This window comes from Klenkia taihuensis, assembly GCF_900112525.1.
GTDB classification, from domain to species: Bacteria; Actinomycetota; Actinomycetes; order Mycobacteriales; family Geodermatophilaceae; genus Klenkia; species Klenkia taihuensis.
In genome coordinates this window covers 673,980-700,084 of record NZ_FOMD01000003.1, presented here as the reverse complement: position 1 = coordinate 700,084, position 26,105 = coordinate 673,980, and the positions used below count along the sequence as shown (strand labels likewise).

The following is a 26,105-nucleotide window of genomic DNA, read 5'->3' as shown; positions in this document are numbered from 1 at the left end:
AGGCCCCCCGCGATGACCAGCACCACCGACGGAGCGCCCCGCATCGAGCGACGCGGCGCCACCACCTGGATCACCATGGCCCGCCCGGAACGGCGCAACGCGCTGTCCCGCGAGCACCTCGGACAGCTGCTCGACGCCTTCCGCGAGGTCGGCGGGACCGACGCCGCGGGCATCGTGCTGGCCGCCGACGGGCCGGTGTTCAGCGCCGGGCACGACTTCGCCGACGTGGCCGGCAAGACCGTGTCGGAGGTCCGGGGCCTGCTGCTGCTGTGCACCGAGCTCATGCAGACCATCCACGAGGTGCCCCAGGTGGTGCTGGCCCGGGTGCACGCGCTGGCCACCGCCGCCGGCAGCCAGCTGGTGGCCACCTGCGACCTCGCGGTGGCGGCCGAGTCGGCCCGGTTCGCCGCACCCGGCGGGGCCGGTGGCTGGTTCTGCCACACCCCGATGGTGGCCGTCGCGCGCAGCGTCGGGCGCAAGCGCGCCATGGAGCTGGCCCTCACCGGCGACCCGGTGGACGCCGCGACCGCCCTGGACTGGGGCCTGGTCAACCGGGTCGTCCCCGACGACCAGCTCGACAGCTGCGTCGAGGAGCTCCTCGGCCGGGCCACCCGCGGGTCCCGGGCCAGCAAGGCGTGGGGCAAGCACACCCTCTACGCCCAGCTCGACCGCCCCGAGCGCGACGCCTACGCCATCGCCGTCGACGCGATGGCCGCGGCCAGCCAGACGGCCGGCGCCGCGGAGGGCATGGCCGCGTTCCTGGACAAGCGCCGTCCGGTCTGGACCGACTGACCCCGCCCCTCCACCCAGCCCGGAGACCGCCCTGTGAACACCCCCGCCCTGACCGTCCTGGACCTCTCCCTGCTCGACCGGGGTCCCGTGGCCGCCGACCGCTCCCGGGACGACCTGCCGGCGGCCCGCCGATGAGCCGGGTCCGCCGCCAGGCCCCCCGCCCCGCCGAGCTGCTGGAGCTGGTGAGGTTCAAGAAGCCCCAGCTGAACGGCAGGAAGCGGCGGCTGGAGGGCGCGCAGACCATCGCCGACCTGCGCGCGATCGCCAAGCGCCGCACTCCGCGGGCGGCGTTCGACTACACCGACGGCGCCGCGGAGGGCGAGCTGTCGCTGGCCCGGGCCCGGCAGGCGTTCGCCGACGTGGAGTTCCACCCCGACGTGCTGCGCCCGGCGGTGGAGGTGGATACCTCGGTGCAGGTGCTCGGCGGGCTCAGCGCGTTGCCCTTCGGCATCGCCCCGACCGGGTTCACCCGGCTGATGCAGACCGAGGGCGAGACCGCCGGCGCCGGTGCAGCGGCCGCGGCAGGGATCCCGTTCACGCTCTCGACCCTCGGCACGACGACGATCGAGGACGTCCGGGCGGCGAACCCGCACGGGCGGAACTGGTTCCAGCTGTACGTGATGCGCGACCGGTCGATCTCCTACGGCCTGGTCGAGCGGGCCGCCGCGGCCGGGTTCGACACGCTGCAGTTCACCGTGGACACCCCGATCGCCGGGGCCCGGCTGCGGGACAGGCGCAACGGGTTCTCCATCCCGCCGCAGCTGACCGCCTCCACGGTGCTAGATGCGAGCCTGCGGCCGTGGTGGTGGTGGGACTTCCTGACCACCCCGAAGCTGGAGTTCGCCTCGCTGTCGACCACCGGCGGCACGGTCGGGGACCTGCTGGACATGGCGATGGACCCCACGATCGGCTACGAGGACCTCGACGTCATCCGCGGCATGTGGCCGGGCAAGCTGGTGGTCAAGGGCGTGCAGTCCGTCGCCGACGCCGTGCGACTGCTGGACGCCGGGGTGGACGGGATCGTGCTGTCCAACCACGGCGGCCGGCAGCTCGACCGGGCCCCGGTGCCCTTCCACCTGCTGCCCGCGGTGCGCAAGGAGGTCGGCGACGACGCCTGCGTCATGGTCGACACCGGGATCATGCACGGCGCCGACGTGGTGGCCGCGATGGCGCTGGGCGCCTCGTTCACGATGATCGGCCGGGCCTACCTGTACGGGCTGATGGCCGGTGGCCGCGAGGGCGTGGACAAGACGATCGCCATCCTGAGGACGGAGATCGTGCGCACCATGCGGCTGCTCGGGGTCTCCTCGGTCGCCGAGCTCGAGCCCCGGCACGTCACCCAGCTGCACCGCCTGCTGCCGCGCGGCTGAGCAGCTCGAAGGCCCGCTGGCCGGCCGGGGGCACGGGCAGCTCGACCATGCCGACGGCCCGCAGCACCCTCCGCGAGCCGGCGTTGGCGGCGTCGCACCCCGCCGTCAGGCGCGCGAGGCCGGCGACGTCGAGCAGGTGGCGGCACAGCGCGGCCACCGCCTCGGTGGCCAGGCCCTGCCGGTGGTGGGTGGGCGCGAGCTGGAACCCGACGTCGCCGCGGGGCGGGTCACCGGCCGGCACCCAGACGCCCACGTCGCCGACCACCCGGCCGTCGTCGCGGTGCTCGAGGACCCAGCCGTGCCAGGCGTCCCGCTCCTCGCCGGACATCGCGGCCTGCACGGCGACGTACCGGCGGGCGGCGTCGGCGTCCATGGCGGTCCCGGGCAGGTGACGGCGGACGTCGGGGTGGTCCTGGTAGGCCAGGAAGGCACCGGCGTCGGTCGCCCGGAACGGCCGCAGCAGGAGCCGGCGGGTGCTGATCGGCGTCCCGTCGCGCAGGTTCACGGGAGCGTGACGACGACCTTGCCGGCGCCGCTCTCGGCCAGGGCGTGCGCCCGGGCGACCTCGTCGAGGGGGAGCTCGGCGGCGACCTGGGGGGCCCAGCGGCCGGCCCGGCCGAGCTCGGCGGTGCGCTCCAGCAGCGCCGACTCGTTGCGGGCGTCGACCCGCCGCGCGCCGAGGCGGGCCGCACCGGCCGGGTCGACCACCGTCACCACCCGGGCGGGGTCGCCCACGACGGCGACCAGGTCGGGCAGGGACGGCGACGGGGCGAGGTGCAGCGCCAGGTCCACGCCCCCGGGTGCCAGCGCGGCGACCCGGTCGGCCAGGCCGGGGCCATAGGTGGTGGGCAGGGCGCCCTGCGCGCGGAGGTGCTCGTGCGCGGACTCCCGCCCGGTGCCGACGACCCGGGCGCCGGCGGCCACCGCGAGGGCGACCGCGGCACCGCCCACGGCACCCGAGGCGCCCTCGACGAGCAGGGTGCGGCCGTCCAGCTCGCCGAGCGCGTCCAGTGCCGCGGCCGCGGTCGCCGACGCCAGCCCGGCTGCGGCGGCCTGGGTCGTCGTCCAGCCGTCGGGCACCGGGGCCCAGGCGGTGAGCACCGCGAACTGGGCGGTCGTGTCGGCCAGCCCGCCGAGGCCGAGGACCAGGTCGCCGACCGAGACGCCGTCCACCCCCTCGCCGACCTCGTCGACCACGCCGACGGCGTCCCGCCCCGGGATCGCCGGCAGGGGGAGGGGGACGACGTCCCGCAGGTGCCCGGCGCGCAGCAGGACGTCGATGGGGTTCACGCTGGCCGCGCGGACGCGGACACGGACCGACCCCGCGGTGGCGTGGGGCTCCGGGGCCTCCTCGACGACGAGCACGTCGGGGTCGCCGAAGCGGTGGTAGCGGGCAGCCAGCACGGGTCCTCCAGGTCGGGGTGTCGTCCTCGTGGGACGCCAACCGCGCCGGGCCCGCTGGGCTTCCGTCAGCTGCCGTGACCGCCGGCCTGGGCCCGGATGCCGGCCAGGAGCAGGTCCAGCCCGGAGCGGAAGACGTCCTCGTCGTCGTGGACAGCGAACTCGTCGGCCACGTGGTGGGCGAAGGGGTACCGCTCCGGGTCCAGCGCGCGCCACCGGTCGGCGTACAGCTCCAGGAACCGGGCCGGCTCCAGGCCGCTGTCCAGGAACTCCTGCGGCGGCGGCTGCGCCATGTCCGCGGCGACCCCGACGACATAGCTGACCAGCGAGGACACCGCGTGGAAGCGCTGCTTCGGGGTCAGGTCCAGGCGCATGGTCTGCTGGCCGAGCCGGTCGAACATCAGCATGGAGTTCGGCTGCAGGCCGGTGTTGCGCAGCATGTAGGTGCCGAACCAGGGCCGGCGGCGCATCTCCTCGAACAGCGCCAGGAGCATGGCGCGCAGGTCCGCCACCGGGTCGGGCCCCTCGCCGAGGTCGGCCGTCCCCTCGAGCAGGCGGCCCATCACCTCGTCGGTGGCGCGGTCCAGCAGCTCGTCCCTGCTGGCGACGTACCAGTAGATGCTGGCCACCCCGCCGCCCAGGCGGCCGGCCAGTGCCCGGAAGGTCAGCGCCGGCTCGCCGGCCTCGTCGAGCAGGGCGATGGCCTCCTCCAGCACCGCCTCCAGCGAGTGGGTCACCCGTCGTCGCCCGGTCATGCTTGCACTCTATCGAACGCTGTTCTATCTTTCGAACCGCGTTCGAGAATCGAACGGCGTTCGATCACTCTGAGGTGTGACATGACCACCACCCCCTCCACCGCTCCCGCGCCCACCCACACCACGCTGCGCGCCGCCGCGATCCCGCTGGCCGCGCTCTGCCTCGCCTTCTTCGTCGAGATGGTCGACAACACCCTGCTGTCGATCGCGCTGCCGACCATCGGCCGCGACCTGGGCGGCGGGACCACCGCCCTGCAGTGGGTCACCGGCGCCTACTCCCTGACCTTCGGCGGCATGCTCCTCACCGCCGGCGCCGCTGCCGACCGGCTCGGCCGCCGCCGCGTCCTGCTGACCGGCCTCGCCGCCTTCGGCGCGGTCAGCCTCGCCGTCCTGCTCGTCACCACCCCGGGCGAGCTCATCGCGCTGCGCGCCGCGCTCGGCCTGGCCGCCGCCGCGATGGCCCCGGTGACGATGTCGCTGATCTTCCGCCTCTTCGACGACCAGAAGCTGCGCATGCGCGCCATCACGGTCGTGATGGTCGTCGGGATGTCCGGCTTCGTGCTCGGCCCGCTGCTCGGCGGCACCGTGCTGACCCACGTCAGCTGGACCTGGCTGCTCGTGGTCAACGCACCCATCGCGCTGGTCGCCTGGATCGGCGTCCGGCTGGGGGTGCCGGCCGACCGGCGGGCGGACCTGACGTCGGACCCGCTGGACCTGCCCGGCGCCGTCCTCACCGTCGCCGCCGTCGGCCTGGGCTGCTACACCCTCACCAGCGGCGTCGAGCACGGCTGGCTCTCCCCGGTCACCCTGGCCGCGGCCCTGGGCGCGGTCGTCGCCGGCGCCTGGTTCGTCCGGCACGAGCGGGCGGCCGAGTTCCCGATGGTCGACCTGCGCCTGTTCGCCGGCGGACCGGCCCGGGGCGCGGCGATCACCCAGATGGCCGCCTCGATCACGATGGCCAGCGTCATGTTCGGGTTGATCCTGCACTTCCAGTACGCCTACGGCTGGAGCCCGATGAAGGCGGGGCTGGCCAACCTGCCGCTCATCGTCACGATGATCGCCGCCACCCCGCTCTCCGAGTGGCTCGCCGCCCGCTTCGGCCACCGCACCGCCTGCCTGGTCGGCGCCGGCCTGCTGGTGGTGTCCCTGCTCGGCATGGCCTGGGGTGTCGAGCACGGCTACGTCGCCATCGCCGTCTCGATGGTCGTGCTCACCCTCGGGCTGCGGACGATCATGACCATCTGCGCGGTGGCCCTGGTCGAGGCGATGCCGGCCAACCGCACCAGCATCGGCGCCGCGCTCAACGACACCGCGCAGGAGGTCGGTTCCAGCCTGGGCACCGCCGTCGTCGGCACCGCGATCGCCGCCCTGGTGACCACGACGCTGCCCACCGGGGTGTGGACCTCGGACCTGGTCGCGTCCTTCTACGGCGGGGAGCGCGTCACCTACCTCCTCCTGGCCGGCGTCGTCGGCCTGGTCGCCACCTACGGCGCGCTGTCGCTCACCGACTCCCGCGCCACCGACGACCACTGAGCCCGGCTCACCCGACCCGGAACACCGGCCAGCCGATCTCGGTCCGCCAGGCCGCCGGGTCGGGGGAGTCCTCCGGCCCCACCAGGTAGCGCTCGCGCACCGGCCCGTCGACGGCCATCGCGTTGCCGACGACCCAGGTGCCCAGCCCGCCGTAGGTGACGTCGGCGGTGTCGTGGTCGCCGACGTGGGTGGTCACCGCGAGCTCGGCCGCCGGCAGGGTCACCGGCTGCACCCGGCCGGCGCGCGGCGGGACGGGGGTGGGCAGGTACACCAGCGCGCGGCCCCGGCCCTGCTCGAACAGGGCGTCGTCGTAGGTGCCACCCAACGGCCCGGTCGCCGCCCCGCCGACCGCGGCCACCAGCTCGGCCACCGCACCGGCGAACCAGGCGGCGACGTCGTCCTGGTCCACCACGGCCGACACCGCGGCGACCGTGCGGGCCGGCTCGGCCCGCAGCTCCACGGCCACCGGCGCCGGGTCGGGCCGCAGCAACCGGCGCAACGACGCCACCGCGGCCCGGGTGCGGTCCAGCTCGGCCTCCAGCCGCTGCAGGTGCCCGGCGACCAGCCGGCCCCGCGCACCCGGGTCGGGGGTGCGCAGGATCGCCCGTACGTCGGCCAGCGGGACGTCGAGCTCGCGCAGCCGGTGGATGACCTGCGCCGTCGGGACCTGGTCGACGGAGTACCAGCGGTAGCCGGTCACGTCGTCCACCACCGCGGGCTCGAGGAGGCCGGCGTCGTGGTAGCGGCGCAGCGTCCGCACGGTGAGGTGGGTGAGCCGGGAGAACTCACCGATCGACAGCACCCGGGCATCATCGACCCTCCCCCGGGGGGAGGGTCCAGCGCTTGACCCTCCCGCGCCGCGAGGCCGCACGGTCGGGCCATGACGACGAACACCGACACCCAGCTCCCGCCCACCGTCCGCGACTTCATGGCCGCGCACACCGCCCGCGACGCCGATGCCGCCTCGGCCTTCCTCGCCGACGACGCCGTGGTCGTCGACCAGGCCGAGACCTTCCGCGGTCGGGCCGAGGTGCACGCCTTCCTCCGGGACGCCGGCTCGGAGTTCCGGTACACGACCGAGCAGACCGGCACCGCCCGCGTCGACGACGACCACTGGACGGTCACCGTGCACCTGGAGGGCACCTTCCCGGGCGGCACCGCCGACCTGGACTACCGGTTCGCCCTGCGCGGTGACCGCATCGCCGAGCTGGTGATCGCCGGCCACGTCGGCTGAGGCCGCACGTCCCGGACCGTGCCGCCGGGCCGCCGTGGTGTCATGGGTCACGGCGGACGAGGTCGACGAGGTGGTGCGCGGTGCTGCAGGCCGGAGGGACGCCCCGGGCGGGGGAGCGGCAGGTGCGCGCCACCGTCGTCGGGGCCGGGGTCGTCGGGCTGTCCGTGGCCCATGACCTGGCCATCTCCGGGGCGGCGGTCACCGTCGTGGCCGACCGGTCGGCGCACGAGTCGGTGTCCGGGGTCGCCGGCGGGCTGTGGTTCCCCTACCGGGTGACCACCGAGCCGGGGGCGGGCGACGTGCTGCTGCGCTCCCGCGCCCGGTTCGAGCAGCTCGCCGCCACCGACGGGGTGCCGGTCGCCGTCCGGGAGGGCACCGTCGTCGAGCGCACCGCGGACCCGGACCGGTCGTGGACGGCGGCGGCGATCCGGTACCGCGAGGCCCGCCCCGACGAGGTGCCCGCCGGCGCGGTCTCCGGGGTGCGTGCCGCACTGCCCGTGGCCGACACCCCGCACTACCTGCGCTGGCTGGCGGAGCGCGCCGCCGTCCTGGGCGTGCTGGTCGAGCAGGCCGAGGTGCACGACGTCGACGTCGCCGCCCGTGCGACCTCCGCCGACGTGGTCGTGGTGGCCGCCGGGGCGCGCTCCGGTGCGCTGCTGGCCGACCCCGACCCGGGCACCCCGGTGGGCGGGCAGGTCGTCCGGCTGGCCAACCCGGGGCTGACCGACTGGCTGCTCGACGAGGACGACCCGGCCGGCCTGACCTACGTCATCCCGCGCGGCGAGGACGTCGTCTGCGGCGGCACCGCCGTCGTCGACCCCGCGGACACCGCGGTCGACCCCCGGGTGCAGGAGGGGATCCTCCGCCGGGTCACCGCGGCGGTGCCCGCGCTGGCCGGCCAGGAGGTCCTGGGCGCCGCACACGGTCTGCGCCCGGCGCGCTCGACGCTGCGGCTGGGGCCGGTGCCGGGGTTCGCCGTCCCGGTCGTGGCCTGCTACGGGCACGGGGGAGCGGGGCTGACCCTCTCGTGGGGGTGCGCCGAGGCCGTGGTCGCGATCGCGGGCGATCTGCTCGACCAGCGCGCGGCGCCGACCCCGTCGGACTCGCTTACGAAGTAAGCTGCTCACCCGGGTTCTGACGTCGAGCCCACCCGTCCAGGTGAGCGGGAGTCGACCACATCCGGTCGATCCTGTTCCCTTCCCTGTCGTGGACCGCCCGGTCCGCGAACGGTGCGCCCGGTGGTCGGGCGCTGAGGAGCAACGGATGCACGAGCCCATCGAGCACGCGGCGGGCCGGTCGGACGAAGGGCCCGAGGCCCACGAGCCCCACCTGGACTGCCCCCTGGCCGAGGACCCCGAGACCGGCCGTCCCGACGGCGTCCCCGTCGACGGCGTCTCGGTCCCGGGCGGCTCCATCACCACCGTCGCCGGCACGCTGGTGCTCTCCGGCGACGTCGGCACCGACCTGTGCCTGGCCTTCCGTGCGGCCGACCGCCGGCTCGACGGCGTGGACTGCATCGACGGCCGCCGGGTGAGCTTCCTCGGCAGCCCTGGCCTGTCCCTGCTGGCCGAGGTGGCCCGGGTGCGCGGCACCGGCGTCCCGTTGTGGGCCAGCCGGGCCGCCCTGCGCCCGCTGCGGCTGAGCGGGCTGGACCGGCTGTTCGACGTCCGCCCCGTCGGCTGACCCCGGACGCGCGACGGCCCGGGCACACCGCGGTGCGCCCGGGCCGTCGTGCCGTGCGTCAGTTCGTGTAGCGCTGCGCCTCGTCGCGGACGGCGTCGACCGGGTTGCCGGTGCTCTGCACCTCCCGGCGCGCGGCCGGCGCCTCGGACTCGACCTTGTCCAGCACCTTCTCCCAGCGCTGGCGCATGGGGACGATGCCGCCACCGCCGACGGCCACCACGACGACCCCGACCACGGCGGCGAGGGTGGCGTAGAGGACGGCGTTGACGACGCTCTGGGCGATCTGCAGCTGGTCCAGCGCGGCGATGATCCCCAGCGCCAGGATCAGCGTGGAGGTGGCGTTGGCCAGCACCCGGGCGTAGGACAGCGACCCGAGCGAGTTCTGCACCAGCAGCTTGGCGCCGGCGGCGACGGCCGCGGCGATGACCAGGATGAGGATGGCGACGAAGACCCGCGGCAGGTAGCCGATGACGGCCGACAGGTAGTCACTGATCGGGTTCTGGCCGAAGACGCCGAACGCGGTGGACAGCACGAACAGCATGACGGCGTAGAAGACGATGCGGGCCAGGATCTGCCCGGCGTCGTACTGCGAGTTGGCGGGCACCCGCTTGATGCCGCCGCGCTCGACGGCGCGCTCGAAGCCCACCCGGTCGAGCACCCGCACGATGATCTTCTCCAGCGCCTTGGCGATGGAGTAGCCGATCGCGAGGATCAGCAGGAAGAGCACGAGGCGGGGCAGGAACTGCAGGACGGTGTCCAGCGCGTCGCGCGAGGACCGGCCGATGTCGTTCACGGGTTCTCCAGGGTCTGGCTCGACCATGCCGGGGCCCGGGATGGGCCCCGGCGTACCCGGGCGCAGCCGATCTGTGCCCACAACCGTCTGGAGGAACAGGTTCCCTACACCGTAAGCCGGTAGGGGACGCGGTCGCCCGCGCGGTCAGGGCGTGACGCGCAGGAGCTTGTCCACGCCCATCGCCTGCAGCGGCCGCAGGGCCGGCCGGCTGGGGTGGACCAGCTCCACGGTGCGCGGCTCGGCCGCCCGCGCGATCTTGATGACCAGGGTGATCCCGGCGCTGCCCATGAACGTGACGCGCTCGGCGTCGATGCGCTCGACGTCGCCGACGGCCTGCGCAGAACGCTCCCAGGCGTTGACGAGGGCGAAGTCGACGTCGCCGGCCAGCACCAACGTGCTGCCGTCGACGGTGATGGAGCCGGAGGTGATGGCGTCCAGGTCGGGGAGGTCGTCGTCGTCCATGGCGTGCCGACCCTAGCGCCCCGCACGCGGGCGACCGCGGTTCGACCCCGGGGTGGCGGGGAAAGGGGTGCGGGCACCCGACAGAGGAGGAGGACCCGTGGCCGAGCACGGTGTGGAGAAGGTCCGCGAGCTGGTGGCGGACGAGAAGATGGCGATGCTGACGACGGTCGGCGCGGACGGCTCGCTGCAGAGCCGGCCGATGTCGCTGCAGGAAGTCGAGTTCGACGGTGACCTGTGGTTCTTCGCCGAGGCCGACGGCGGTCCGGCGAAGAGCATCCAGGCCAACCCGGAGGTCAACGTGACCACCGGGTCCAGGAGCGCATGGGTGTCGATCTCCGGGCACGGCAGCGTCGTCACCGACGTGGCCAAGAAGAAGGAGCTGTGGAACTCCGGCGCCGAGGCCTGGCTCCCGCAGGGCCCCGAGGACCCCTCGGTGGTCCTGATCAAGGTCGACGGCGACAGCGCGGAGTACTGGGACACCCCGGGTGCGGTGGCCACCGCGCTGAGCTTCGTGAAGGCCAAGGCGTCGGGCGAGCGCACCCACGTGGGCGAGAACGAGAAGGTCGAGCTGCCCTGACCGCACGACCCGCGCACGTGTGCCGCCGGGCGCGTGCGCGGGTCGCCGGTGGGCCGGTCAGCCGTCCCGGCCCGCCGAGGCCACCATCGCCGCGGCCAGGTCGCGCACCCGGACGTTGGTGTCGTTGGACCGCTTCAGCAGCTCGGCGAAGGCCTCGTCGGCGTCCCAGCCGTGCTCGTGCATGAGCAGCCCCTTGGCCTGCTCGATGAGCGCGCGGCTCTCCGCGGCCTGCCGCACCCCCGTGGCCGCGGCCACCAGGTCCTCGTGGTCCAGCACGTTGGCCAGCGCCACGGCCACCCCGGCCAGCTCGCCCGCCACGTGCTCGGCATCGGCGGGGCCGAAGGCACCGGCCGGCTCGGCGTAGAGGTTCACCGCCGCGCGGATGCCGTGCTGGGGCGGCACGGGCACCGACAGGCAGCTCAGCGTGCCGCGCCGGCACGCCTCGGCCGTGTGCGCCGGCCAGCGGTCGTCGGTGCGCGCGTCGGTCATCAGGTGCGGCTGCCCGGAGCGGGCGGTGTCCAGGCACGGGCCGGTGCCCTCGGTGTACTGGGCCTCGTCGAGCTCGTGCGCCAGCAGACCCGTGGCGGCCACCGTCGCCGCCCGCCGGCCGCGCACCAGGGTGAGCGAGGCCGCCGCCGCCCGCGGCACCGCCGCCTCCACGTGCCGGGCCACCAGCAGGCCGACCGACGGCACCGACTGCTGGACCACGAGCAGCCGGTGCAGCCGCGCGGCCAGCCCGCCGCCCTCCGGGGTCGTGCCCGCCGCCTGCACCCGACCCACCGCCCTCCCCGGGCGCACGCCCGGTCCTGGACCCACCGTGCCCCCTCCGGCCCGGGTTCGCCCCTCGGCGTCGGACCCGGGCACTAGCCTGGCCCCCGTGACGCGCGCCCAGGGCAGGAACGGCAGCGCGGCCCCGGCGCCGTCCCGCGACGACCTGGGTGACGCGGTCTGGACGGTCCCCAACGCGCTGTCGGTGCTGCGCCTGCTCGGCGTCCCGCTGTTCCTGTGGCTGCTGCTGGGCCCGCAGGCCGACGGCTGGGCGGTCGTCGTCCTCATGGTCTCCGGCGTCACCGACTGGGCCGACGGCAAGCTGGCCCGGGCCCTGGGCCAGTCCAGCCGGCTGGGCGCCCTGCTCGACCCCGCCGCCGACCGGCTCTACATCGTCGCCACGCTGGTCGCCTTCGTCATCCGCGACGTCGTCCCGCTGTGGTTCGTGGCCGCGATCGTGGCCCGGGAGCTGGTGCTGGCGCTGGTCCTGCTGGTGCTGCGCCGCTACGGCTGGCCGCCGCTGCAGGTGCACTACCTGGGCAAGGCCGCGACCTTCCTCTTCCTCTACGCCTTCCCGCTGCTGCTGCTGGCCGCGGGCACCGGTTGGCTGGCCACCGTCGTCGCGCCGATCGGCTACGCGCTGACCATCTGGGGCGGCGCGCTGTACCTGCTGTCCGCCGCCCTGTACGTGGTGCAGGCGGTCGGGCTGGTCCGGCAGGCCCGGGCGGAGCGGGTGGCGGCGTGAGCACCACGCAGCAGGCATCCCGCACCCGCTCGCTGGGCGCCTCGCTGCTGGACCAGGTGCTCGCCGAGACCGTCGACCCCGCCTACGCCCGCGCCGCGCAGGCGCGGGCCGACCGGCCGGCCCCCAGCCGAGGCGCACGGTGGCGGGGGCAGGCGCTGGTCGCGGTCACGATGGTGCTGGCCGGCCTGCTCGCCGCGCTGACCTACGACCAGGCCTCGGCCGGCTCCGAGGGCCGGCAGCAGATCCGGGCGGCGCTCATCGCCGACATCGACCGCGAGTCCGGCGTCACCGACGACCTGGTCGCCACCCTCGCCCAGCTGCAGGGGCAGGTCAGCGCGGCCCGCGACCAGGCGCTGTCGGCCTCGACCGGCGGCCAGCTCGCCCTGGACCAGCTCGCCCGCCAGGAGGCCGGCGCCGCCACCGAGCCGGTGCGCGGCCCCGGGCTGACGGTCACCCTCGGCAACGCCCTGCCCTCGGCCGACGACGACCCCGTCGCCGGGCGCACCCCGGCCGACACCGAGGTCGCCCAGGTGCTCGACCGCGACCTGCAGCTGCTGGTCAACGCGCTGTGGTCGGCCGGCGCCGAGGCGATCAGCGTGGGCGGCCAGCGGCTGGGCCCGACCACCACCATCCGGCAGGCCGGGGGTGCGGTCCTGGTCGACCTGCGGCCGGTCACCAGCCCCTACGAGGTGCTGGCCATCGGCGACCCCGAGACGCTGCAGAACCGCTTCCTGCGCACCCCCGAGGCCAACTACCTGGCCAACCTGCAGGTCACCTACGACTGGGTGTTCACCTTCGGCCGCTCCGACGACCTGGAGCTGCCCGGCGCGAGCAGCACCGAGCTGCGCTCGGCCGGCCCGATCACCCCCGAGGACCCGCCGGCCGGTGGGACCCCCGCCCCGTCCTCGACCGGCGACGGCGGAGACTGACCCGGTGATCCCCATCCTCGGCCTCGCGGTGGGCGTGGTGCTCGGCCTGCTCCTGGACCCCAGCGTCCCGGTGTGGCTGCAGCCCTACCTGCCGATCGCCGTCGTGGCCGCGCTGGACGCCGTCTTCGGCGGCATCCGGGCCCGCTTCGACGGGATCTTCGACGCCAAGGTCTTCGTGGTGTCCTTCGTGTCCAACGTGGTGGTCGCCGCGCTCATCGTGTTCCTCGGTGACCAGCTCGGCGTCGGCGCCCAGCTGTCCACCGCGGTGGTCGTCGTCCTGGGCATCCGCATCTTCGGCAACGCCGCCGCCATCCGACGCCACCTCTTCCGGGCCTGAGGGGAGCACCGCCGTGGACGACGACGCTCCCGCCGAGGGGACGACCGCGGGGCCGGCCGACCAGCCCTCGCTGTGGCACCGGCTGCGGCACCGCCGGCGCGACCGGCTGGCCGCGGCCCTCATCGGCGTCCTGACGCTGCTGCTGGGGTTCGCCTTCGCCGTCCAGGTCCGCAGCAACGACACCGACACCACCTACTCCGGCGCCCGCGAGGAGGACCTGGTCCGCATCCTCGACGACGTCAACGCCCGCGAGGACCGGCTGCGCGAGCAGATCGCCGAGCAGCGCACCGCGCTGGGCCAGCTGTCCGACACCGACAGCCAGGCCGCCGCGGCGCTGGCCGAGGCCCAGCAGCGGGCCACCGAGCTCGGCATCCTCAACGGCAGCATCGCCGCCCAGGGCCCCGGCCTGCGGATGACCATCGAGGACCCGGGCGGGGAGCTCAGCCCGGCCAACCTGCTCAACGCCATCCAGGAGCTGCGCGGCGCCGGCGCGGAGACCATGCAGGTCGACGACGTCCGCATCGGCGTCAGCAGCGCCGTCACCGGCTCCGCCGGCGCCCTGCAGATCGACGGCCAGGACGTCGCCGCGCCCTACGTCGTCGTCGTGATCGGCGACCCCCAGGTGCTGGCCACCGCCATGGACATCCCGGGCGGGGTCAGCGCCACGGTGCGCCAGAGGGGCGGCGACGTGTCGATCGTGCAGTCCGAGGAGGTCGTCGTCGACGCGTTGCGACCCCTCGACCAGCCTCAATACGCTGACCCCACCGACTAAGAGGAGACCCTGCCGCATGGCCACCCCCGACGACCGGCGCTACACCGACCAGCACGAGTGGGCCCAGGTCCAGGGCACCTCGGGTGCGGCGACCGTGGTCCGCATCGGCATCACCGACCACGCCCAGGACGCCCTGGGCGACATCGTCTACGTGCAGCTGCCCGAGGTGGGCGAGGAGCTCACCACCGGCAACCCGGTCGGGGAGGTGGAGTCCACCAAGAGCGTCTCCGACGTCTACGCGCCGCTGGCCGGCACGGTCTCGGCGGTCAACGCCGCGCTGGCCGAGACGCCGGAGACGGTCAACTCCGACCCCTACGGCGAGGGCTGGCTGCTCGAGATCGAGGTCACCGGCGACGCCGAGGACCCCACCGACGGCCTGCTCGACGCCGCCGCCTACCAGGCCCTGGTCGACCAGGGCTGACGCGCCGACCGGGGCACCCCCGGGTGCCCCGGGCCCGGCGATCACTATGCTCGCCCGGACGATCGAACGCCCCCCTGGCACGACCGCGACCCGAGCACTGGGTCCGCGCCGTTGCCGCCTGCACACCGGAGGAGACACCGTGCACTGCACTCGATGTGGACACCAGAACCCCGAGGGCAGTCGCTTCTGCGCGCAGTGCGGCTCGGCCCTCTCCCCGGAGCGTGCGGGGGAGTCCACCAGCGTCATCCCCAAGGTCGGCGGCGAGGACTCCGGCGAGGCCCCGCAGACCGGCGAGACCCCGCTGGACGCCCACGCGGGCGCCGTGGAGTCCCTGCCCGCGGGCTCGGCCCTGCTGGTGGTCAAGCGCGGCCCGAACGCCGGCAGCCGGTTCCTCCTCGACCAGGAGGTCACCACCGCCGGGCGGCACCCCGACAGCGACATCTTCCTCGACGACGTGACCGTCAGCCGCCGGCACGTGGAGTTCCACCGCGAGGGCGGCGGCTTCACCGTGCACGACGTCGGCAGCCTCAACGGCACCTACGTCAACCGCGAGCCGGTCGACGTGGCCTCCCTCGCCGGGGGCGACGAGGTGCAGATCGGCAAGTTCCGGCTGGTCTACCTGACCGGTCCGCGCACCGGCGAGCCCGCCACGTCGTGACCGCGGCGGCGCGCTCGGACGACCCGGTGGACGCCGGCGGGGCCGACGCCCGCCCGCGGTTCACGATCGGGGAGGTGCTCGCCGCCCTGCGCGACGAGTTCCCCGACGTGACCATCTCCAAGATCCGCTACCTGGAGGGCGAGGACCTCGTCCACCCGCAGCGGACGCCGTCGGGCTACCGGAAGTTCTCCACCGCCGACGTCGACCGGCTGCGGTTCGTGCTGACCGCGCAGCGGGACCACTACCTGCCGCTGCGGGTCATCAAGGAGCAGCTGGACGCCCTCGACCGCGGCGAGCAGCCGACCCGGCCCGAGCCGCCGGCGGCCGCGCCGTCCGCGCCGGCGACCCCCGCCGAGCCGGCCCCGCGGCCGGCGGAGGACGCCACCCTGCCGGCGGCGGCCTTCGCGGCCGCCGCCGGGCTGGACGACGCCCAGCTGGCCGACTGCGTGCAGCACGGCCTGCTCGCCCCGGCCGCCGACGGCACCTTCGCCTCCCGTGCACTGCCGGTCGCGCAGGCGGTCGCGGGGCTGGCGCAGCACGGCATCGAGCCCCGGCACCTGCGGGTGCACCGCACCGGCGCCGAGCGCGAGGCGGCCCTGCTCGAGCAGGTCGTCGCCCCCGCCCTGGCCTCCCGCGCCGAGGACGCCCGGGCGCGGGCCGCCGAGCAGCTGCACGAGCTGGGTGGGCTGTCCGCCCAGCTGCACACCGCGCTGCTGGAGCTGCGGCTGCGCGAGGTCCTCGGGCCCGACGCCGGGGCCTGAGGCCCGGGGTACGTTGGGACCGCCAGCACCGACCCGAGGAGGACGACCGTGCAGGAGCTCAGAGTGGTCGGCGTCCGGGTCGAGCTGCCCGGCAACCAGCCGATCCTGCTGCTGAAGGAGACGCAGGGCGAGCGGTACCTGCCGATCTGGATCGGGGCCGTCGAGGCCGCCGCCATCGCCTTCGAGCAGCAGGGGGTCCGGCCGCAGCGGCCGATGACCCACGACCTGCTGCGCGAGGTGGTCACCGCGCTGGGCGCCACCCTGCAGGCGGTGCACATCACCGAGATGAAGGACGGCATCTACATCGCCGAGCTGGTCTTCGGCGAGCAGCGCACGGTCAGCGCCCGGCCTTCGGACGCGGTGGCCCTCGCCGTCCGCACCGGCGCCCCGATCTACGGCGCCGAGGCCCTGCTGGACGAGGTCGGGATCGAGATCCCCGACGAGCAGGAGGACGAGGTCGAGAAGTTCCGGGAGTTCCTGGACCAGGTCACCCCGGACGACTTCTTCGGCCCGTCGGGTTCCGGCCCCAACCCCTGACGCTCGGTGAGTGCCCGGTGACAGCCGGGTAGTCGCAGGTCACGGTCAGGTCACCCTCCGGGGTGAGGTCCTCGACACGCCGCAGCTCTCGGTTGACCGCCCCTGCGGGCGCGCCTACGTTCGACGAATCACCCCGGTGCAACTCCTCGGAGCAGCGCCGGGCCCCGACCCGGGTGTCCGGTTCGGCCGCTCTATCAGGAGGACGCGGACGTGGGCGACGGCAACCAGGGCCAGCTCTTCCCCGACGCAGCTGTGGGTGCTCCCTCCTACGACGACGCCGACAGCGACGCCTTCGGCTACCGCGGCCCGACGGCCTGCGCCGCCGCTGGTATCACCTATCGGCAGTTGGACTACTGGGCGAGAACAGGTCTGGTCGCCCCCTCGGTGCGCACCGCCACCGGCTCGGGCACGCAGCGTCTCTACAGCTTCCGCGACATCCTGGTGCTCAAGGTCGTCAAGCGGCTCCTGGACACCGGCGTCTCCCTGCAGAACATCCGCAAGGCCGTGGACCACCTGCGCACCCGCGGGGTGAAGGAGCTGTCGAACATCACGCTCCTGTCCGACGGCGCCACCGTGTACGAGTGCACCTCCGCCGAGGAGGTCGTCGACCTGCTGGCCGGTGGTCAGGGCGTCTTCGGCATCGCCGTCTCCGGCGCGCTGCGCGAGCTGTCCGGTGAGCTCGCCGAGCTGCCCGCCGAGCGCGTCGACGGTGCCCCGGTCCAGGCCGACGACGAGCTGTCCGCCCGTCGCCGGCGCCGCGCCTCCGCGTAACGCCACCCGGGTACGTTCGGGGCGTGGTCGACTTCCCGCTCCCCGCACTGGACGCACTGCAGCCGACCGGCGCCTTCGCCGCCCGGCACATCGGCCCGCGCCCCGCCGACGTCGAGCGGATGCTCGCCGCCGTGGGTCAGCCGTCGCTCGACGCGCTGGTCGACGCCGCAGTGCCCGAGGTGGTCCGCGACCGCGCCGCCCTCGACCTGCCGGCGGCGTCCGGCGAGGCCGAGGTGCTCGCCGCGCTGCGCGAGCGCGCCGCCGACAACGAGGTCTTCACCTCGATGATCGGGCTGGGCTACAGCGGCACCACCACGCCGGCGGTCATCCAGCGCTGCATCCTGGAGAACCCCGCCTGGTACACCGCCTACACGCCCTACCAGCCCGAGATCAGCCAGGGCCGGCTCGAGGCGCTGATCAACTTCCAGACCACGGTGGCCGACCTGACCGGCCTGCCGGTGGCCGGGGCGTCCATGCTGGACGAGGCCACCGCCGCGGCCGAGGCGATGACCCTGGTGCGTCGGGCCGGCGGTGCGGGGGGCGGGCGTGGCGCAGATCGATCAGCCGTCTTCGTGGTCGACGAGGACACGCTGCCGCAGACGCTGGCCGTGCTGCGCACCCGGGCCGAGCCGCTGGGCATCGGCCTGCACGTCGCCGACCTGTCCCGGGGCTGGCCCACCGACCTGCCCGCCGCCGGCGCCTTCGGCGTCCTGCTGGCCTACCCGGGTGCCTCCGGGGCCGTCCGTGACCACCGCGCCCTGGCCGCCGCCGCGCACGAGGCCGGCGCCGCCGTCGTCGTGGCCGCGGACCTGCTCGCGCTGACGCTCGTCGAGGCACCGGGGGAGTGGGGCGCCGACGTCGCGTGCGGCACCACCCAGCGCTTCGGCGTCCCGATGGCCTACGGCGGCCCGCACGCCGGCTACCTCTCGGTCCGCGAGGGCCTGGCCCGCCAGCTGCCGGGCCGGCTGGTCGGGGTCTCGGTGGACGCCGACGGCGACGTCGCCTACCGCTTGGCCCTGCAGACCCGCGAGCAGCACATCCGCCGGGAGAAGGCGACCAGCAACATCTGCACCGCGCAGGTGCTGCTCGCCGTGATCGCCGGCGCCTACGCGGTCCACCACGGCCCCGAGGGCCTGGCCGCGATCGCCGCCCGCACCCACCGCTGCGCGACGACGCTGGCCGGCTGGCTGCGCACCGGTGGTGTCGAGGTCGTGCACGAGCACTTCTTCGACACCGTGCTGGCCCGGGTGCCCGGTCGCGCCGCCGAGGTGGTCGCCGCCGCCGCGGAGCGCCGGATCAACCTGCGGCTGGTCGACGCCGACACCGTCGCCGTGGCCTGCGACGAGACGACCACGGTGGCCACCCTGCGCGACGTCGCGGCCGCCTTCGGGGTGGAGGCCGGTGGGGTCGACGACGCCACCGACGCGCTGCCGGCCGGGCTGCGCCGGCGCTCGGCCTACCTGACCCACCCGGTCTTCTCCGCGCACCGCAGCGAGACCGCGCTGCTGCGCTACCTCCGCTCGCTGAGCGACAAGGACCTGGCGCTGGACCGCACGATGATCCCGCTGGGCTCGTGCACGATGAAGCTCAACGCCGCCACCGAGATGGCCGCCATCACCTGGCCGGAGTTCGCCGGCCTGCACCCCTTCGCGCCGGTCGAGCAGGCCCGCGGCTACGCCCGGATGATCGACGAGCTGTGCACCGGGCTGGCCGAGATCACCGGCTACGCCGCCGTGAGCGTGCAGCCCAACGCCGGCTCGCAGGGCGAGTTCGCCGGCCTGATGGCCATCCGCGGCTACCACCGCTCGCGCGGGGACGACCGGCGCGACGTCTGCCTCATCCCGTCGTCGGCGCACGGCACCAACGCCGCCTCCGCCGTCATGGCCGGCATGCGGGTGGTCGTGGTGGCCTGCGACGACCAGGGGAACGTCGACGTCGCGGACCTGCGCGCCAAGGTCGAGCAGCACGCCGAGCGGCTGGCCGCGCTGATGATCACCTACCCGTCCACGCACGGGGTGTTCGAGACCGCGGTCTCCGACATCTGCGCCGCGGTGCACGACGCCGGCGGTCAGGTCTACGTCGACGGCGCCAACCTCAACGCCCTGGTCGGGCTGGCCCGTCCCGGCCGGTTCGGCTCCGACGTCAGCCACCTCAACCTGCACAAGACCTTCTGCATCCCGCACGGCGGCGGTGGCCCCGGCGTCGGCCCGATCGGCGTGGCCGAGCACCTGGTGCCCTTCCTGCCGGGCCACCCGCTGGTGCCGACCGGCGGCGAGGGCCCCGCGGTCGCCGGCGCGCCCTTCGGCTCGGCCGGCATCCTGCCCATCTCCTGGGCGTACCTGCGGCTGATGGGCCCCGACGGCCTGCGCTCGGCCACCGAGCACGCGATCCTGGCGGCCAACTACGTCGCCGCCCGGCTGCGCGAGCACTACCCGGTGCTCTACACCGGCGCCGAGGGCCTGGTCGCCCACGAGTGCATCCTCGACATCCGGCCGATCACCAAGGCCACCGGCGTCACCAACGACGACATCGCCAAGCGGCTGGTCGACTACGGCTTCCACGCCCCGACGATGAGCTTCCCGGTGAACGGCACGCTGATGGTGGAGCCGACCGAGAGCGAGGACCTCGGCGAGCTCGACCGCTTCGTCGACGCGATGGTCGCCATCCGCGGCGAGATCGCCCGGGTGGAGTCGGGGGAGTGGGACGTCGCGGACAACCCGCTGCGCAACGCCCCGCACACGCTGGCGATGCTCGCCCGCGACTGGGACCGGCCCTACAGCCGCGAGGTCGCCGTCCACCCGCTGCCCTCGTTGGTGGGCCGGGCCTACCTGGCGCCGGTGCGGCGGATCGACGGGGCCTACGGCGACCGCAACCTGGTCTGCTCCTGCCCGTCGCCGGAGGCTTTCGAGGACGTCGAGCCCGCCCCGGTGCGCGGTGACGCCGACCCCGAGGGCGTGGGCGCGACCGAGACCGCCGGCGTGGACCGCGAGCCCGTCGCCCAGGCCTGACCCGCCTGGGCTGCCCGCCGGCCCTCCCCAGGTATCGGAAGCTCTACCCCCTCCGTCGGCTCGGATGAGACGGGTGGAGCTTCCGATACCTGGGCTCGGCGGCGCGGGTCAGGCGGGGGACTTCACCGTGACCACGGGGCAGTGCGCCTCGGCGATCACCCGCATCGCGTTGCTGCCCAGCAGGAACTTCATGGTCACCGACCGCCGCCGCACGGGCAGCACCACCATGTCGGCGTCCTCGGACAGCGTGATGAGCGTCTGCGCGACGTCGTCGGGCTGGTCGTGCAGCACGTGGTCGACGCCCTCGGCGGCGCTGGCGATCAGCTCCCGGGTGGCGGTGGACAGGTGCACCGGCGCGCTCGGGGTGTCCCCGGTGGAGGCGACGAGCACGGCGGAGGTCTGCAGGCGGCGGGCCTGCTTCAGGCCCCAGTGCAGGGCGGCGACGCCCTCGGGGCGGTCGTTCACGGCGATCACGACGGGTGCGGTCATCTCGGGGCTCCTCAGGCGTGGAAGGGGACGACGCCGAGCAGCAGCGCGACGGCGAGCATGGCCAGCGAGCACAGCGCGGCGCGCCAGATGACCCGCTTGTGGTGGTCGGCCAGGTCGACCTTGGCCAGCGAGACCAGCAGCAGCATGGCCGGCACCAGCGGGCTGGTCATGTGGACCGGCTGGCCGATGATCGAGGCCCGGGCCATCTCGACCGGCGTGATGCCGTAGTTGGCCGCGGCCTCGCTCAGGATCGGCAGCACGCCGAAGTAGAAGGCGTCGTTGGTCAGGAAGAACGTCAGCGGCATCGACAGCACCGCGGTGATGGTGGCGAAGTACGGGCCCCAGCTCTCCGGGACGACGTCGACGATCCAGCTGGCCATCGCGGTGTCCATGCCGGTGGCCGAGAGGACGGCGACCAGCACGGCTGCGGCGAACACCATGGAGACGACCGCCACGATGCTCGAGGCGTGCTCCTTGATCCGCTCGCCCTGCTCGGCCGGGCTGGGGAAGTTGACCACCAGGGCGATCGCGGCGAAGACCATGAAGACGAAGAACAGCGGGACGACGTCCATGCCGAGCAGGACCAGCAGGGCGACGGTGAGGCCGGCGTTGAACCACAGCAGCTTGGGCCGCAGCGTCGGCCGGTGCGGGTCCAGGCCCGAGATGGCCGGCTGCTCCTCGGGCAGGTCGGCGTCCCCGGTGCCTCCGGTCGGGCGGACGGCGGGACGGCGGCCGCCACCGGGCCCACCGGAGACGAAGGCGCCGACCCCGGCCAGCTCCTGCTCACGCACCTCGGTCAGCGAGATGCCCTTCTTCACCAGCCGGCGCCGCTCGCCCAGGCCCATGAGCACCGACAGCACGAGCACCATCGCGAAGCCGGCGACCATGCTCGGCACCATCGGGTTGAACAGCTCGGTGGGGGAGACGTCCAGCGCCGTCGCGGCGCGGATGGTCGGCCCGCCCCAGGGCAGGATGTTGAACACGCCGTTGGCCAGGTTCGCCGCGACGGTGAGCGTCACCGGGGACAGGCCCAGCCGCAGGTAGATCGGCAGCATCGCCGAGACGGTGATGATGAAGGTGGTGGAGCCGTCGCCGTCCAGGGAGACCACGCCGGCCAGCAGCGCGGTGCCGACGACCACGCGCACCGGGTCGTCGCCGCAGACTCTGAGGATCCCGCGGATCAGCGGGTCGAACAGACCGACGTCGATCATCAGGCCGAAGAAGATGATCGCGAAGAACAGCAGCGCGGCGGTGGTCGCGAAGCCGCTGATCTGCTCCTCGACCGCGTCGCCGAGGTCCATCCCCGCACCCGCGACGACCGCGAAGGTGACCGGGACCAGGACCAGGGCCACCACGGGGGAGAGCCGTTTGGTCAGGATCAGGGCCATGAACACGGCGACCATGCCGAAGCCGAGCAGGACGAGCATCGGTGCTCCTCATCGTGTGTGACGGCCCCCACGGGCCTGGGTGCCAGCGACGCTAGGAGCGGTGGCGTGCGCCACAGCGCTTGCGCGCGAAGTGATCCGTTCTCCGCGATGAGCTGGTTCTGCGCGTTCTGCGCACCGCCCGGCGTAGCCTGCCCGGGTGCACCCCCGGCGCTGGTCGTTCACCACCCAGACGCTGGCCGTGCTCGTGCTGCTGGTCGCCGTGGTGCTGGTGGTCGCCTTCGGCGGCTCGGCCTGGGTGCTCCAGCGCCAGGTGGAGCAGGACGCCGGCCGGCTCGCGCTGGCCATCGCCCGCAGCGTGGCCGAGGACGACGACGTGCGGGCCGGGGCCGAGGCCGCCAGCGACGCCGCCCCGGCCCCGGCCGCCGCACTGGTCGAGGGGCCGGTGCAGGCCGCGGCCGAGGACGCCCGGGAGCGCACGGGGGCCCTGTTCGTGGTGGTGACCGACGACCGCGGTCTGCGGATCGCCCACCCGGTGCCCGACCGGCTGGGCCAGCGCGTCAGCAGCGACCCGTCGGTCCCGCTGGCCGGCGGCGAGGTGGTCGAGGAGGACACCGGCACCCTCGGCCCCGCCGCCCGCGCGAAGGTGCCGGTGCGCGCGCCCGGGTCCGACCGGGTGGTCGGCGAGGTCTCGGTCGGCGTCGCGGTCGCGGAGGTCGACCGGCTGGCCCGGGAGGCGACGCTGCTGGCCGGGGGCACCGCCGCGCTGGCCCTGCTCGGCGGCATCGCCAGCGCGGTGCTGCTCACCCGCCGGCTGCGCCGGCTGACCCACGGCGTGGAGCCCGAGGAGATCGGCGGGCTGCTGCAGGGCCACGAGGCCGTGCTGCACGGCATCGGTGACGGCGTGGTGGCGGTGGGCGCCGACGGCCGCGTGGTGCTGGCCAACGAGGAGGCCGTCCGGCTGCTCGGCCGCCCCGTGGAGCCCGGTGACCCGACCGCGGACTGGCCGTTCGCGCTGCGCGCGCTGGCCGCCGAGCCCGACCCCGTGCCCCGGCTGACCGTGCTCGCCGACCGGGCGCTGCTGTGCTCGTCCCGGCGGGTGGAGCGCGACGGCCGCGGGCTGGGCGTCGTGCTGACCCTGCGCGACCGCACCGACGTCGAGCTGCTCACCCGCCAGCTGGACGCCGTCGCCGAGGCCGGCACCGTGCTGCGGGCGCAGCGGCACGAGTTCGCCAACCGGCTGCACCTGGTCTCCGGGCTGCTGGACGCAGGCAGTGCCGAGGAGGCGGGGGAGTACGTGCACACGCTGCTGGGCACCGGCCCACTGGGCACCGCCGTCGAGGGCCTGGACGCCGTCGCCGACCCCTACCTGCAGGCCTTCGTCGCGGCCAAGGCCGCGCACGCCCGGGAGGGCGGCGTGCAGCTGCGCCTCGGCGGGGTGTCGGTGCGGGCCCGGCTCGCCGACCCGGTCGACGTCACCACCGTGCTGGGCAACCTGGTCGACAACGCGGTCACCGCCCTGGCCGGTCGTCCCGACGGCGTGGTCGAGCTGGACCTGGTCGCCGACGGCAGGACCCTGGTGGTCGCGGTGGCCGACAACGGCGCCGGGGTGCCGGTGGAGCTGGGCGACCGGGTCTTCGAGCCCGGGGTGACCACCCGGCCCTCGGGCGAGGGCGGCATCGGGCTGGGCCTGGTGCGGCAGGTGGCCCGGGCCCGTGGCGGGGAGGCCCGGCTGGCCTCGGCCGGTGGGGACGGCGAGCTGGGCGGGGCGGTCTTCGTGGTGGAGCTGCCCGGGGTGCTGGAGGAGGGCGGGGCGACGTGAGCGACTTCGCGGTGCTGGTGGTCGACGACGACTTCCGGGTGGCCGAGCTGCACGCGCGGGCGGTGGCCGGCGTCCCCGGGTTCACCGTGGCCGCGCGCGCCGGCACCCGGGCGGCCGCGCGGACGGCGGTGGCTGCCCGGCGCAGCTCCGGCGCACCGCCCTTCGACCTGGCGCTGGTCGACGTCTACCTGCCCGACGGGTCGGGCATCGGCCTGCTGCCCGAGCTGGACTGCGACGCCTTCGTGCTGTCCGCGGCCACCGAGCTGCCCACCTTCCGCGCGGCGCTGCGGGCCGGTGCGCTGGGCTACCTGGTCAAGCCGTTCCCCGAGCGGGTGCTGCAGGCCCGGCTGCGGGCCTACGCCCGGTTCCGGCGGGTGCTCGACGACGCGCTCGAGGTGGACCAGGAGCTCGCCGACGCCGCTCTGCACGCGCTGCGCGGCGAGGGCGGCGCGCCGGCCCGGACGGCGTCCTCGGCCACCCGCGACCTGCTGCTGCAGGCGTTGCGGGAGGCCGGTGAGCCGCGGTCGGCCGCCGAGCTGGCCGCCGCCACCGGGGTCTCCCGGGCGACGGCGCAGCGGCACCTCGCGGCGCTGGACGCCGACGGCCGGCTGGACCTGCAGCTGCGCTACGGCACCACCGGCCGGCCCGAGCAGCGCTACGCGCCGAAGGGCTGAGCCTGCGCGTCGGCCAGCCAGGCGGTGAGGCCGTCGGCGTCGGTGGGCAGCGCGTCGGACAGGACCCGGGGCGCGCCGTCGGTGACCACCAGGTCGTCCTCGAGCCGGACGGCGAGCCCGCGCAGCTCGGCGGGCACGGTGCGGTCGTTGACCTGGAAGTAGAGCCCGGGCTCGACGGTGAGGCAGTGCCCGGGCTCGAGCACGGTGTCCAGGTACTCGGCCCCGTCCAGCTTCGCGCAGTCGTGCACGTCCAGGCCCAGCAGGTGGCTGGTCGAGTGCAGCGTGTACCGCCGGTGCGCCCCGGCGCCGGGCCGGTCGAGGTCGGGGTGCACGGCGTCGTCGGCGGTGTGCTCGATCAGCCCCCAGCGGTGCAGGTGGTCGGCCAGCACCCACTGCGCGGCCAGGTGCGCGGCCAGGAACGGGTTGCCGGCGCGGACCTCGGCGATGCCGGCGTGGTGCGCCTCGTGCACGGCACCGTGGACCCGCCGCTGCACACCGGTCCAGGTGCCGTCGACGGGGAAGGTGCGGGTGACGTCGGCGGTGTAGAGCGAGGTCGTCTCCACGCCCATGTCGGCCAGCAGCAGCTCGCCGGGGCGGATGTCGCCGTCGACCGGGGCCCAGTGCAGGGAGGTGCCGTGCGCACCGGCCGCGACGATGGAGGAGTAGCCGACGTCGTTGCCCTCCAGCCGGGCCCGCCGCCAGAAGGTGCCCTCCAGCCAGCGCTCGCCGCGCCGGCCGCCGGTGGCCAGCAGGCCGGGCAGCTCGCGGGCGACGTCGGCGAACCCGCGGGCGGTGGCCGCGCAGGCCTCGGCGAGCCGGTCGACCTCCCAGTCGTCCTTCACCGCGCGCAGCCGGTCGACGGTGCGGGCCAGCTCCGGGTCGCCGGCGCCGAGGTCGGGCTCGACGCCACCGAGCAGCCGGGGGCGGTCGAGCGCGGCGAGGTCGGCGGCCAGCTCGGTGCGCGGGCGGACCTGCACCTGCAGCTGCTGCGCGGTGGTCCTCGCCGAGGGGACGCCGCCGACCCACAGCGCGCCCTCGCGGCGGTCGGTGACGTAGGTGAGCGTGCCGGGGCCGGCCGACGGCGGCAGGTAGACGGTGGCCACGCCGTCGGGCCGCAGCACCAGCACGGCGCCCTCGGCCTGGTCGCCGGTCAGCCAGGTGTAGGCGCTGGCCGGCCGGAAGCCGTACACCGTGTCGTTGGCGCGGACCGGGGCGTGCCCGGACGGGACGACGACGGCGCGGCCGGGCAGGGCGGCCAGCAGCCGGGCGCGGTGCGCGGCCGCGGCCTGCGCCGCACCGGGGACGGCGGGGTGGCGCGCCTCGGGTTCGGGGTCCCACCCGTCAGCCAGCGTGGTCTGCACCCAGGGGCCGAAGGCCTGGTCGTGCGGTGCGCGCCGGGTGGCGTCGGGGGTCTCGGTCATGGACCCC

Annotated in this window: 29 protein-coding genes; 19 read left to right on the top strand and 10 right to left on the bottom strand. The window is 75.1% G+C overall.

Features of this window, described 5'->3' with window-relative positions:
* Window positions 1-12 precede the first annotated feature (12 nt).
* Window positions 13-792, top strand: coding sequence for an enoyl-CoA hydratase-related protein (locus tag BM158_RS15520; RefSeq protein WP_091560870.1), 780 nt, complete (start codon window positions 13-15; stop codon window positions 790-792).
* A gap of 131 nt (window positions 793-923) precedes the next feature.
* Window positions 924-2,162, top strand: a complete 1,239-nt coding sequence (locus BM158_RS15515) for an alpha-hydroxy acid oxidase (RefSeq protein ID WP_091560866.1) — start codon at window positions 924-926, stop codon at window positions 2,160-2,162.
* Here BM158_RS15515 and BM158_RS15510 read toward each other — a convergent pair.
* From BM158_RS15510 to BM158_RS15500, 3 genes are all read right to left on the bottom strand, one after another.
* Window positions 2,128-2,667, bottom strand: a complete 540-nt coding sequence (locus tag BM158_RS15510; RefSeq protein WP_165628960.1) for a GNAT family N-acetyltransferase — start codon at window positions 2,665-2,667, stop codon at window positions 2,128-2,130. The genes BM158_RS15515 and BM158_RS15510 overlap by 35 nt on opposite strands.
* On the bottom strand, window positions 2,664-3,566 hold the full coding sequence (locus BM158_RS15505; RefSeq protein WP_091560863.1) for an alcohol dehydrogenase catalytic domain-containing protein: 903 nt from the start codon (window positions 3,564-3,566) through the stop codon (window positions 2,664-2,666). Before BM158_RS15505 ends, BM158_RS15510 begins: the two co-directional genes overlap by 4 nt.
* A 65-nt stretch (window positions 3,567-3,631) precedes the next feature.
* Window positions 3,632-4,318: a TetR/AcrR family transcriptional regulator gene (locus tag BM158_RS15500; RefSeq protein WP_091560859.1), complete on the bottom strand. Its 687-nt coding sequence runs from the start codon at window positions 4,316-4,318 to the stop codon at window positions 3,632-3,634.
* 81 nt (window positions 4,319-4,399) lie between these two features.
* Between BM158_RS15500 and BM158_RS15495 the strand changes: the two genes are divergently transcribed.
* A complete protein-coding gene (locus BM158_RS15495) occupies window positions 4,400-5,851 on the top strand; it encodes an MFS transporter (RefSeq protein WP_091560855.1) in 1,452 nt (483 codons plus the stop codon).
* 7 nt (window positions 5,852-5,858) lie between these two features.
* Here BM158_RS15495 and BM158_RS15490 read toward each other — a convergent pair whose 3' ends face one another.
* A complete protein-coding gene (locus tag BM158_RS15490) occupies window positions 5,859-6,653 on the bottom strand; it encodes a MerR family transcriptional regulator (RefSeq protein ID WP_091560847.1) in 795 nt (264 codons plus the stop codon).
* A 78-nt stretch (window positions 6,654-6,731) separates the two neighbouring features.
* On the opposite strand from BM158_RS15490, the gene BM158_RS15485 reads away from it, so the two are divergent.
* From BM158_RS15485 to BM158_RS15475, 3 genes are all read left to right on the top strand, one after another.
* Window positions 6,732-7,085, top strand: a complete 354-nt coding sequence (locus BM158_RS15485; RefSeq protein WP_091560842.1) for a nuclear transport factor 2 family protein — start codon at window positions 6,732-6,734, stop codon at window positions 7,083-7,085.
* Between the two features lie 80 nt (window positions 7,086-7,165).
* Window positions 7,166-8,203: an FAD-dependent oxidoreductase gene (locus BM158_RS15480; RefSeq protein WP_229827372.1), complete on the top strand. Its 1,038-nt coding sequence runs from the start codon at window positions 7,166-7,168 to the stop codon at window positions 8,201-8,203.
* Between the two features lie 145 nt (window positions 8,204-8,348).
* Window positions 8,349-8,768 (top strand): STAS domain-containing protein, encoded by a 420-nt coding sequence (locus BM158_RS15475; RefSeq protein WP_091560839.1) that lies wholly within the window; start codon window positions 8,349-8,351, stop codon window positions 8,766-8,768.
* 58 nt (window positions 8,769-8,826) lie between these two features.
* Here BM158_RS15475 and BM158_RS15470 read toward each other — a convergent pair whose 3' ends face one another.
* The gene (locus tag BM158_RS15470) at window positions 8,827-9,561 is read right to left on the bottom strand and encodes a mechanosensitive ion channel family protein (RefSeq protein ID WP_229827373.1); all 735 of its coding nucleotides are present in this window, start codon (window positions 9,559-9,561) and stop codon (window positions 8,827-8,829) included.
* Window positions 9,562-9,705: 144 nt separating this feature from the next.
* Window positions 9,706-10,023 carry an STAS domain-containing protein gene (locus tag BM158_RS15465; protein WP_091560832.1) on the bottom strand — a complete coding sequence of 106 codons (318 nt, stop codon included), beginning with the start codon at window positions 10,021-10,023 and terminating at the stop codon, window positions 9,706-9,708.
* 97 nt (window positions 10,024-10,120) lie between these two features.
* Here BM158_RS15465 and BM158_RS15460 point away from each other — a divergent pair, with 97 nt between their 5' ends.
* On the top strand, window positions 10,121-10,600 hold the full coding sequence (locus BM158_RS15460) for a pyridoxamine 5'-phosphate oxidase family protein (RefSeq protein WP_091560830.1): 480 nt from the start codon (window positions 10,121-10,123) through the stop codon (window positions 10,598-10,600).
* A gap of 57 nt (window positions 10,601-10,657) precedes the next feature.
* Here BM158_RS15460 and BM158_RS15455 read toward each other — a convergent pair whose 3' ends face one another.
* A complete protein-coding gene (locus BM158_RS15455) occupies window positions 10,658-11,380 on the bottom strand; it encodes a GAF and ANTAR domain-containing protein (RefSeq protein ID WP_091560826.1) in 723 nt (240 codons plus the stop codon).
* Between the two features lie 97 nt (window positions 11,381-11,477).
* Here BM158_RS15455 and clsA point away from each other — a divergent pair, with 97 nt between their 5' ends.
* From clsA to gcvP, 10 genes are all read left to right on the top strand, one after another.
* Window positions 11,478-12,113: a cardiolipin synthase ClsA gene (gene clsA, locus BM158_RS15450; RefSeq protein WP_229827374.1), complete on the top strand. Its 636-nt coding sequence runs from the start codon at window positions 11,478-11,480 to the stop codon at window positions 12,111-12,113.
* Window positions 12,110-13,042, top strand: coding sequence for a DUF881 domain-containing protein (locus BM158_RS15445; protein WP_091560822.1), 933 nt, complete (start codon window positions 12,110-12,112; stop codon window positions 13,040-13,042). Before clsA ends, BM158_RS15445 begins: the two co-directional genes overlap by 4 nt.
* Before the next feature lie 4 nt (window positions 13,043-13,046).
* Window positions 13,047-13,379: a small basic family protein gene (locus tag BM158_RS15440; RefSeq protein ID WP_055768226.1), complete on the top strand. Its 333-nt coding sequence runs from the start codon at window positions 13,047-13,049 to the stop codon at window positions 13,377-13,379.
* 13 nt (window positions 13,380-13,392) lie between these two features.
* Complete coding sequence (locus BM158_RS15435) at window positions 13,393-14,151, top strand: DUF881 domain-containing protein (protein ID WP_165628958.1); 759 nt, start codon at window positions 13,393-13,395, stop codon at window positions 14,149-14,151.
* 16 nt (window positions 14,152-14,167) lie between these two features.
* A complete protein-coding gene (gcvH, locus tag BM158_RS15430; RefSeq protein ID WP_091560816.1) occupies window positions 14,168-14,572 on the top strand; it encodes a glycine cleavage system protein GcvH in 405 nt (134 codons plus the stop codon).
* A 139-nt stretch (window positions 14,573-14,711) separates the two neighbouring features.
* Window positions 14,712-15,230 (top strand): oxoglutarate dehydrogenase inhibitor Odhl, encoded by a 519-nt coding sequence (odhI, locus tag BM158_RS15425; protein ID WP_091068425.1) that lies wholly within the window; start codon window positions 14,712-14,714, stop codon window positions 15,228-15,230.
* Entirely contained in the window at window positions 15,227-15,991 is a 765-nt protein-coding gene (ftsR, locus tag BM158_RS15420) for a transcriptional regulator FtsR (protein WP_207506621.1), read from the top strand. The genes odhI and ftsR overlap by 4 nt, the downstream gene beginning before the upstream one ends.
* Window positions 15,992-16,039: 48 nt before the next feature.
* Window positions 16,040-16,528 carry a bifunctional nuclease family protein gene (locus BM158_RS15415; protein ID WP_091560812.1) on the top strand — a complete coding sequence of 163 codons (489 nt, stop codon included), beginning with the start codon at window positions 16,040-16,042 and terminating at the stop codon, window positions 16,526-16,528.
* 210 nt (window positions 16,529-16,738) lie between these two features.
* Complete coding sequence (locus tag BM158_RS15410; protein WP_091068418.1) at window positions 16,739-17,299, top strand: MerR family transcriptional regulator; 561 nt, start codon at window positions 16,739-16,741, stop codon at window positions 17,297-17,299.
* Window positions 17,300-17,322: 23 nt separating this feature from the next.
* The gene (gene gcvP / locus BM158_RS15405) at window positions 17,323-20,307 is read left to right on the top strand and encodes an aminomethyl-transferring glycine dehydrogenase (RefSeq protein ID WP_091560808.1); all 2,985 of its coding nucleotides are present in this window, start codon (window positions 17,323-17,325) and stop codon (window positions 20,305-20,307) included.
* A 108-nt stretch (window positions 20,308-20,415) separates the two neighbouring features.
* Here the strand turns inward: gcvP and BM158_RS15400 are convergent, their stop codons facing one another.
* Entirely contained in the window at window positions 20,416-20,796 is a 381-nt protein-coding gene (locus tag BM158_RS15400) for a universal stress protein (protein ID WP_091560807.1), read from the bottom strand.
* An 11-nt stretch (window positions 20,797-20,807) separates the two neighbouring features.
* Window positions 20,808-22,223, bottom strand: a complete 1,416-nt coding sequence (locus tag BM158_RS15395; protein ID WP_091560804.1) for a CitMHS family transporter — start codon at window positions 22,221-22,223, stop codon at window positions 20,808-20,810.
* Window positions 22,224-22,380: 157 nt separating this feature from the next.
* Between BM158_RS15395 and BM158_RS15390 the strand changes: the two genes are divergently transcribed.
* Both BM158_RS15390 and BM158_RS15385 read left to right on the top strand, forming a co-directional pair.
* A complete protein-coding gene (locus BM158_RS15390) occupies window positions 22,381-24,003 on the top strand; it encodes a sensor histidine kinase (RefSeq protein ID WP_207506620.1) in 1,623 nt (540 codons plus the stop codon).
* On the top strand, window positions 24,000-24,677 hold the full coding sequence (locus BM158_RS15385) for a response regulator (RefSeq protein ID WP_091560800.1): 678 nt from the start codon (window positions 24,000-24,002) through the stop codon (window positions 24,675-24,677). The genes BM158_RS15390 and BM158_RS15385 overlap by 4 nt, the downstream gene beginning before the upstream one ends.
* Here BM158_RS15385 and BM158_RS15380 read toward each other — a convergent pair.
* Window positions 24,659-26,098, bottom strand: a complete 1,440-nt coding sequence (locus BM158_RS15380; protein ID WP_091560794.1) for an aminopeptidase P N-terminal domain-containing protein — start codon at window positions 26,096-26,098, stop codon at window positions 24,659-24,661. The genes BM158_RS15385 and BM158_RS15380 overlap by 19 nt on opposite strands.
* Window positions 26,099-26,105: the final 7 nt, after the last annotated feature.

Excerpts from the sequence above, each read along its gene's own strand:
- BM158_RS15520 (WP_091560870.1), top strand. The coding sequence starts at position 13 with ATGACCAGCACCACCGACGGAGCGCCCCGCATCGAGCGACGCGGCGCC.
- BM158_RS15515 (WP_091560866.1), top strand. The coding sequence starts at position 924 with ATGAGCCGGGTCCGCCGCCAGGCCCCCCGCCCCGCCGAGCTGCTGGAG.
- BM158_RS15500 (WP_091560859.1), bottom strand. The coding sequence starts at position 4,318 with ATGACCGGGCGACGACGGGTGACCCACTCGCTGGAGGCGGTGCTGGAG.
- BM158_RS15495 (WP_091560855.1), top strand. The coding sequence starts at position 4,400 with ATGACCACCACCCCCTCCACCGCTCCCGCGCCCACCCACACCACGCTG.
- BM158_RS15485 (WP_091560842.1), top strand. The coding sequence starts at position 6,732 with ATGACGACGAACACCGACACCCAGCTCCCGCCCACCGTCCGCGACTTC.
- BM158_RS15475 (WP_091560839.1), top strand. The coding sequence starts at position 8,349 with ATGCACGAGCCCATCGAGCACGCGGCGGGCCGGTCGGACGAAGGGCCC.
- BM158_RS15465 (WP_091560832.1), bottom strand. The coding sequence starts at position 10,023 with ATGGACGACGACGACCTCCCCGACCTGGACGCCATCACCTCCGGCTCC.
- gcvH (WP_091560816.1), top strand. The coding sequence starts at position 14,168 with ATGGCCACCCCCGACGACCGGCGCTACACCGACCAGCACGAGTGGGCC.
- BM158_RS15400 (WP_091560807.1), bottom strand. The coding sequence starts at position 20,796 with ATGACCGCACCCGTCGTGATCGCCGTGAACGACCGCCCCGAGGGCGTC.
- BM158_RS15395 (WP_091560804.1), bottom strand. The coding sequence starts at position 22,223 with ATGCTCGTCCTGCTCGGCTTCGGCATGGTCGCCGTGTTCATGGCCCTG.
- BM158_RS15380 (WP_091560794.1), bottom strand. The coding sequence starts at position 26,098 with ATGACCGAGACCCCCGACGCCACCCGGCGCGCACCGCACGACCAGGCC.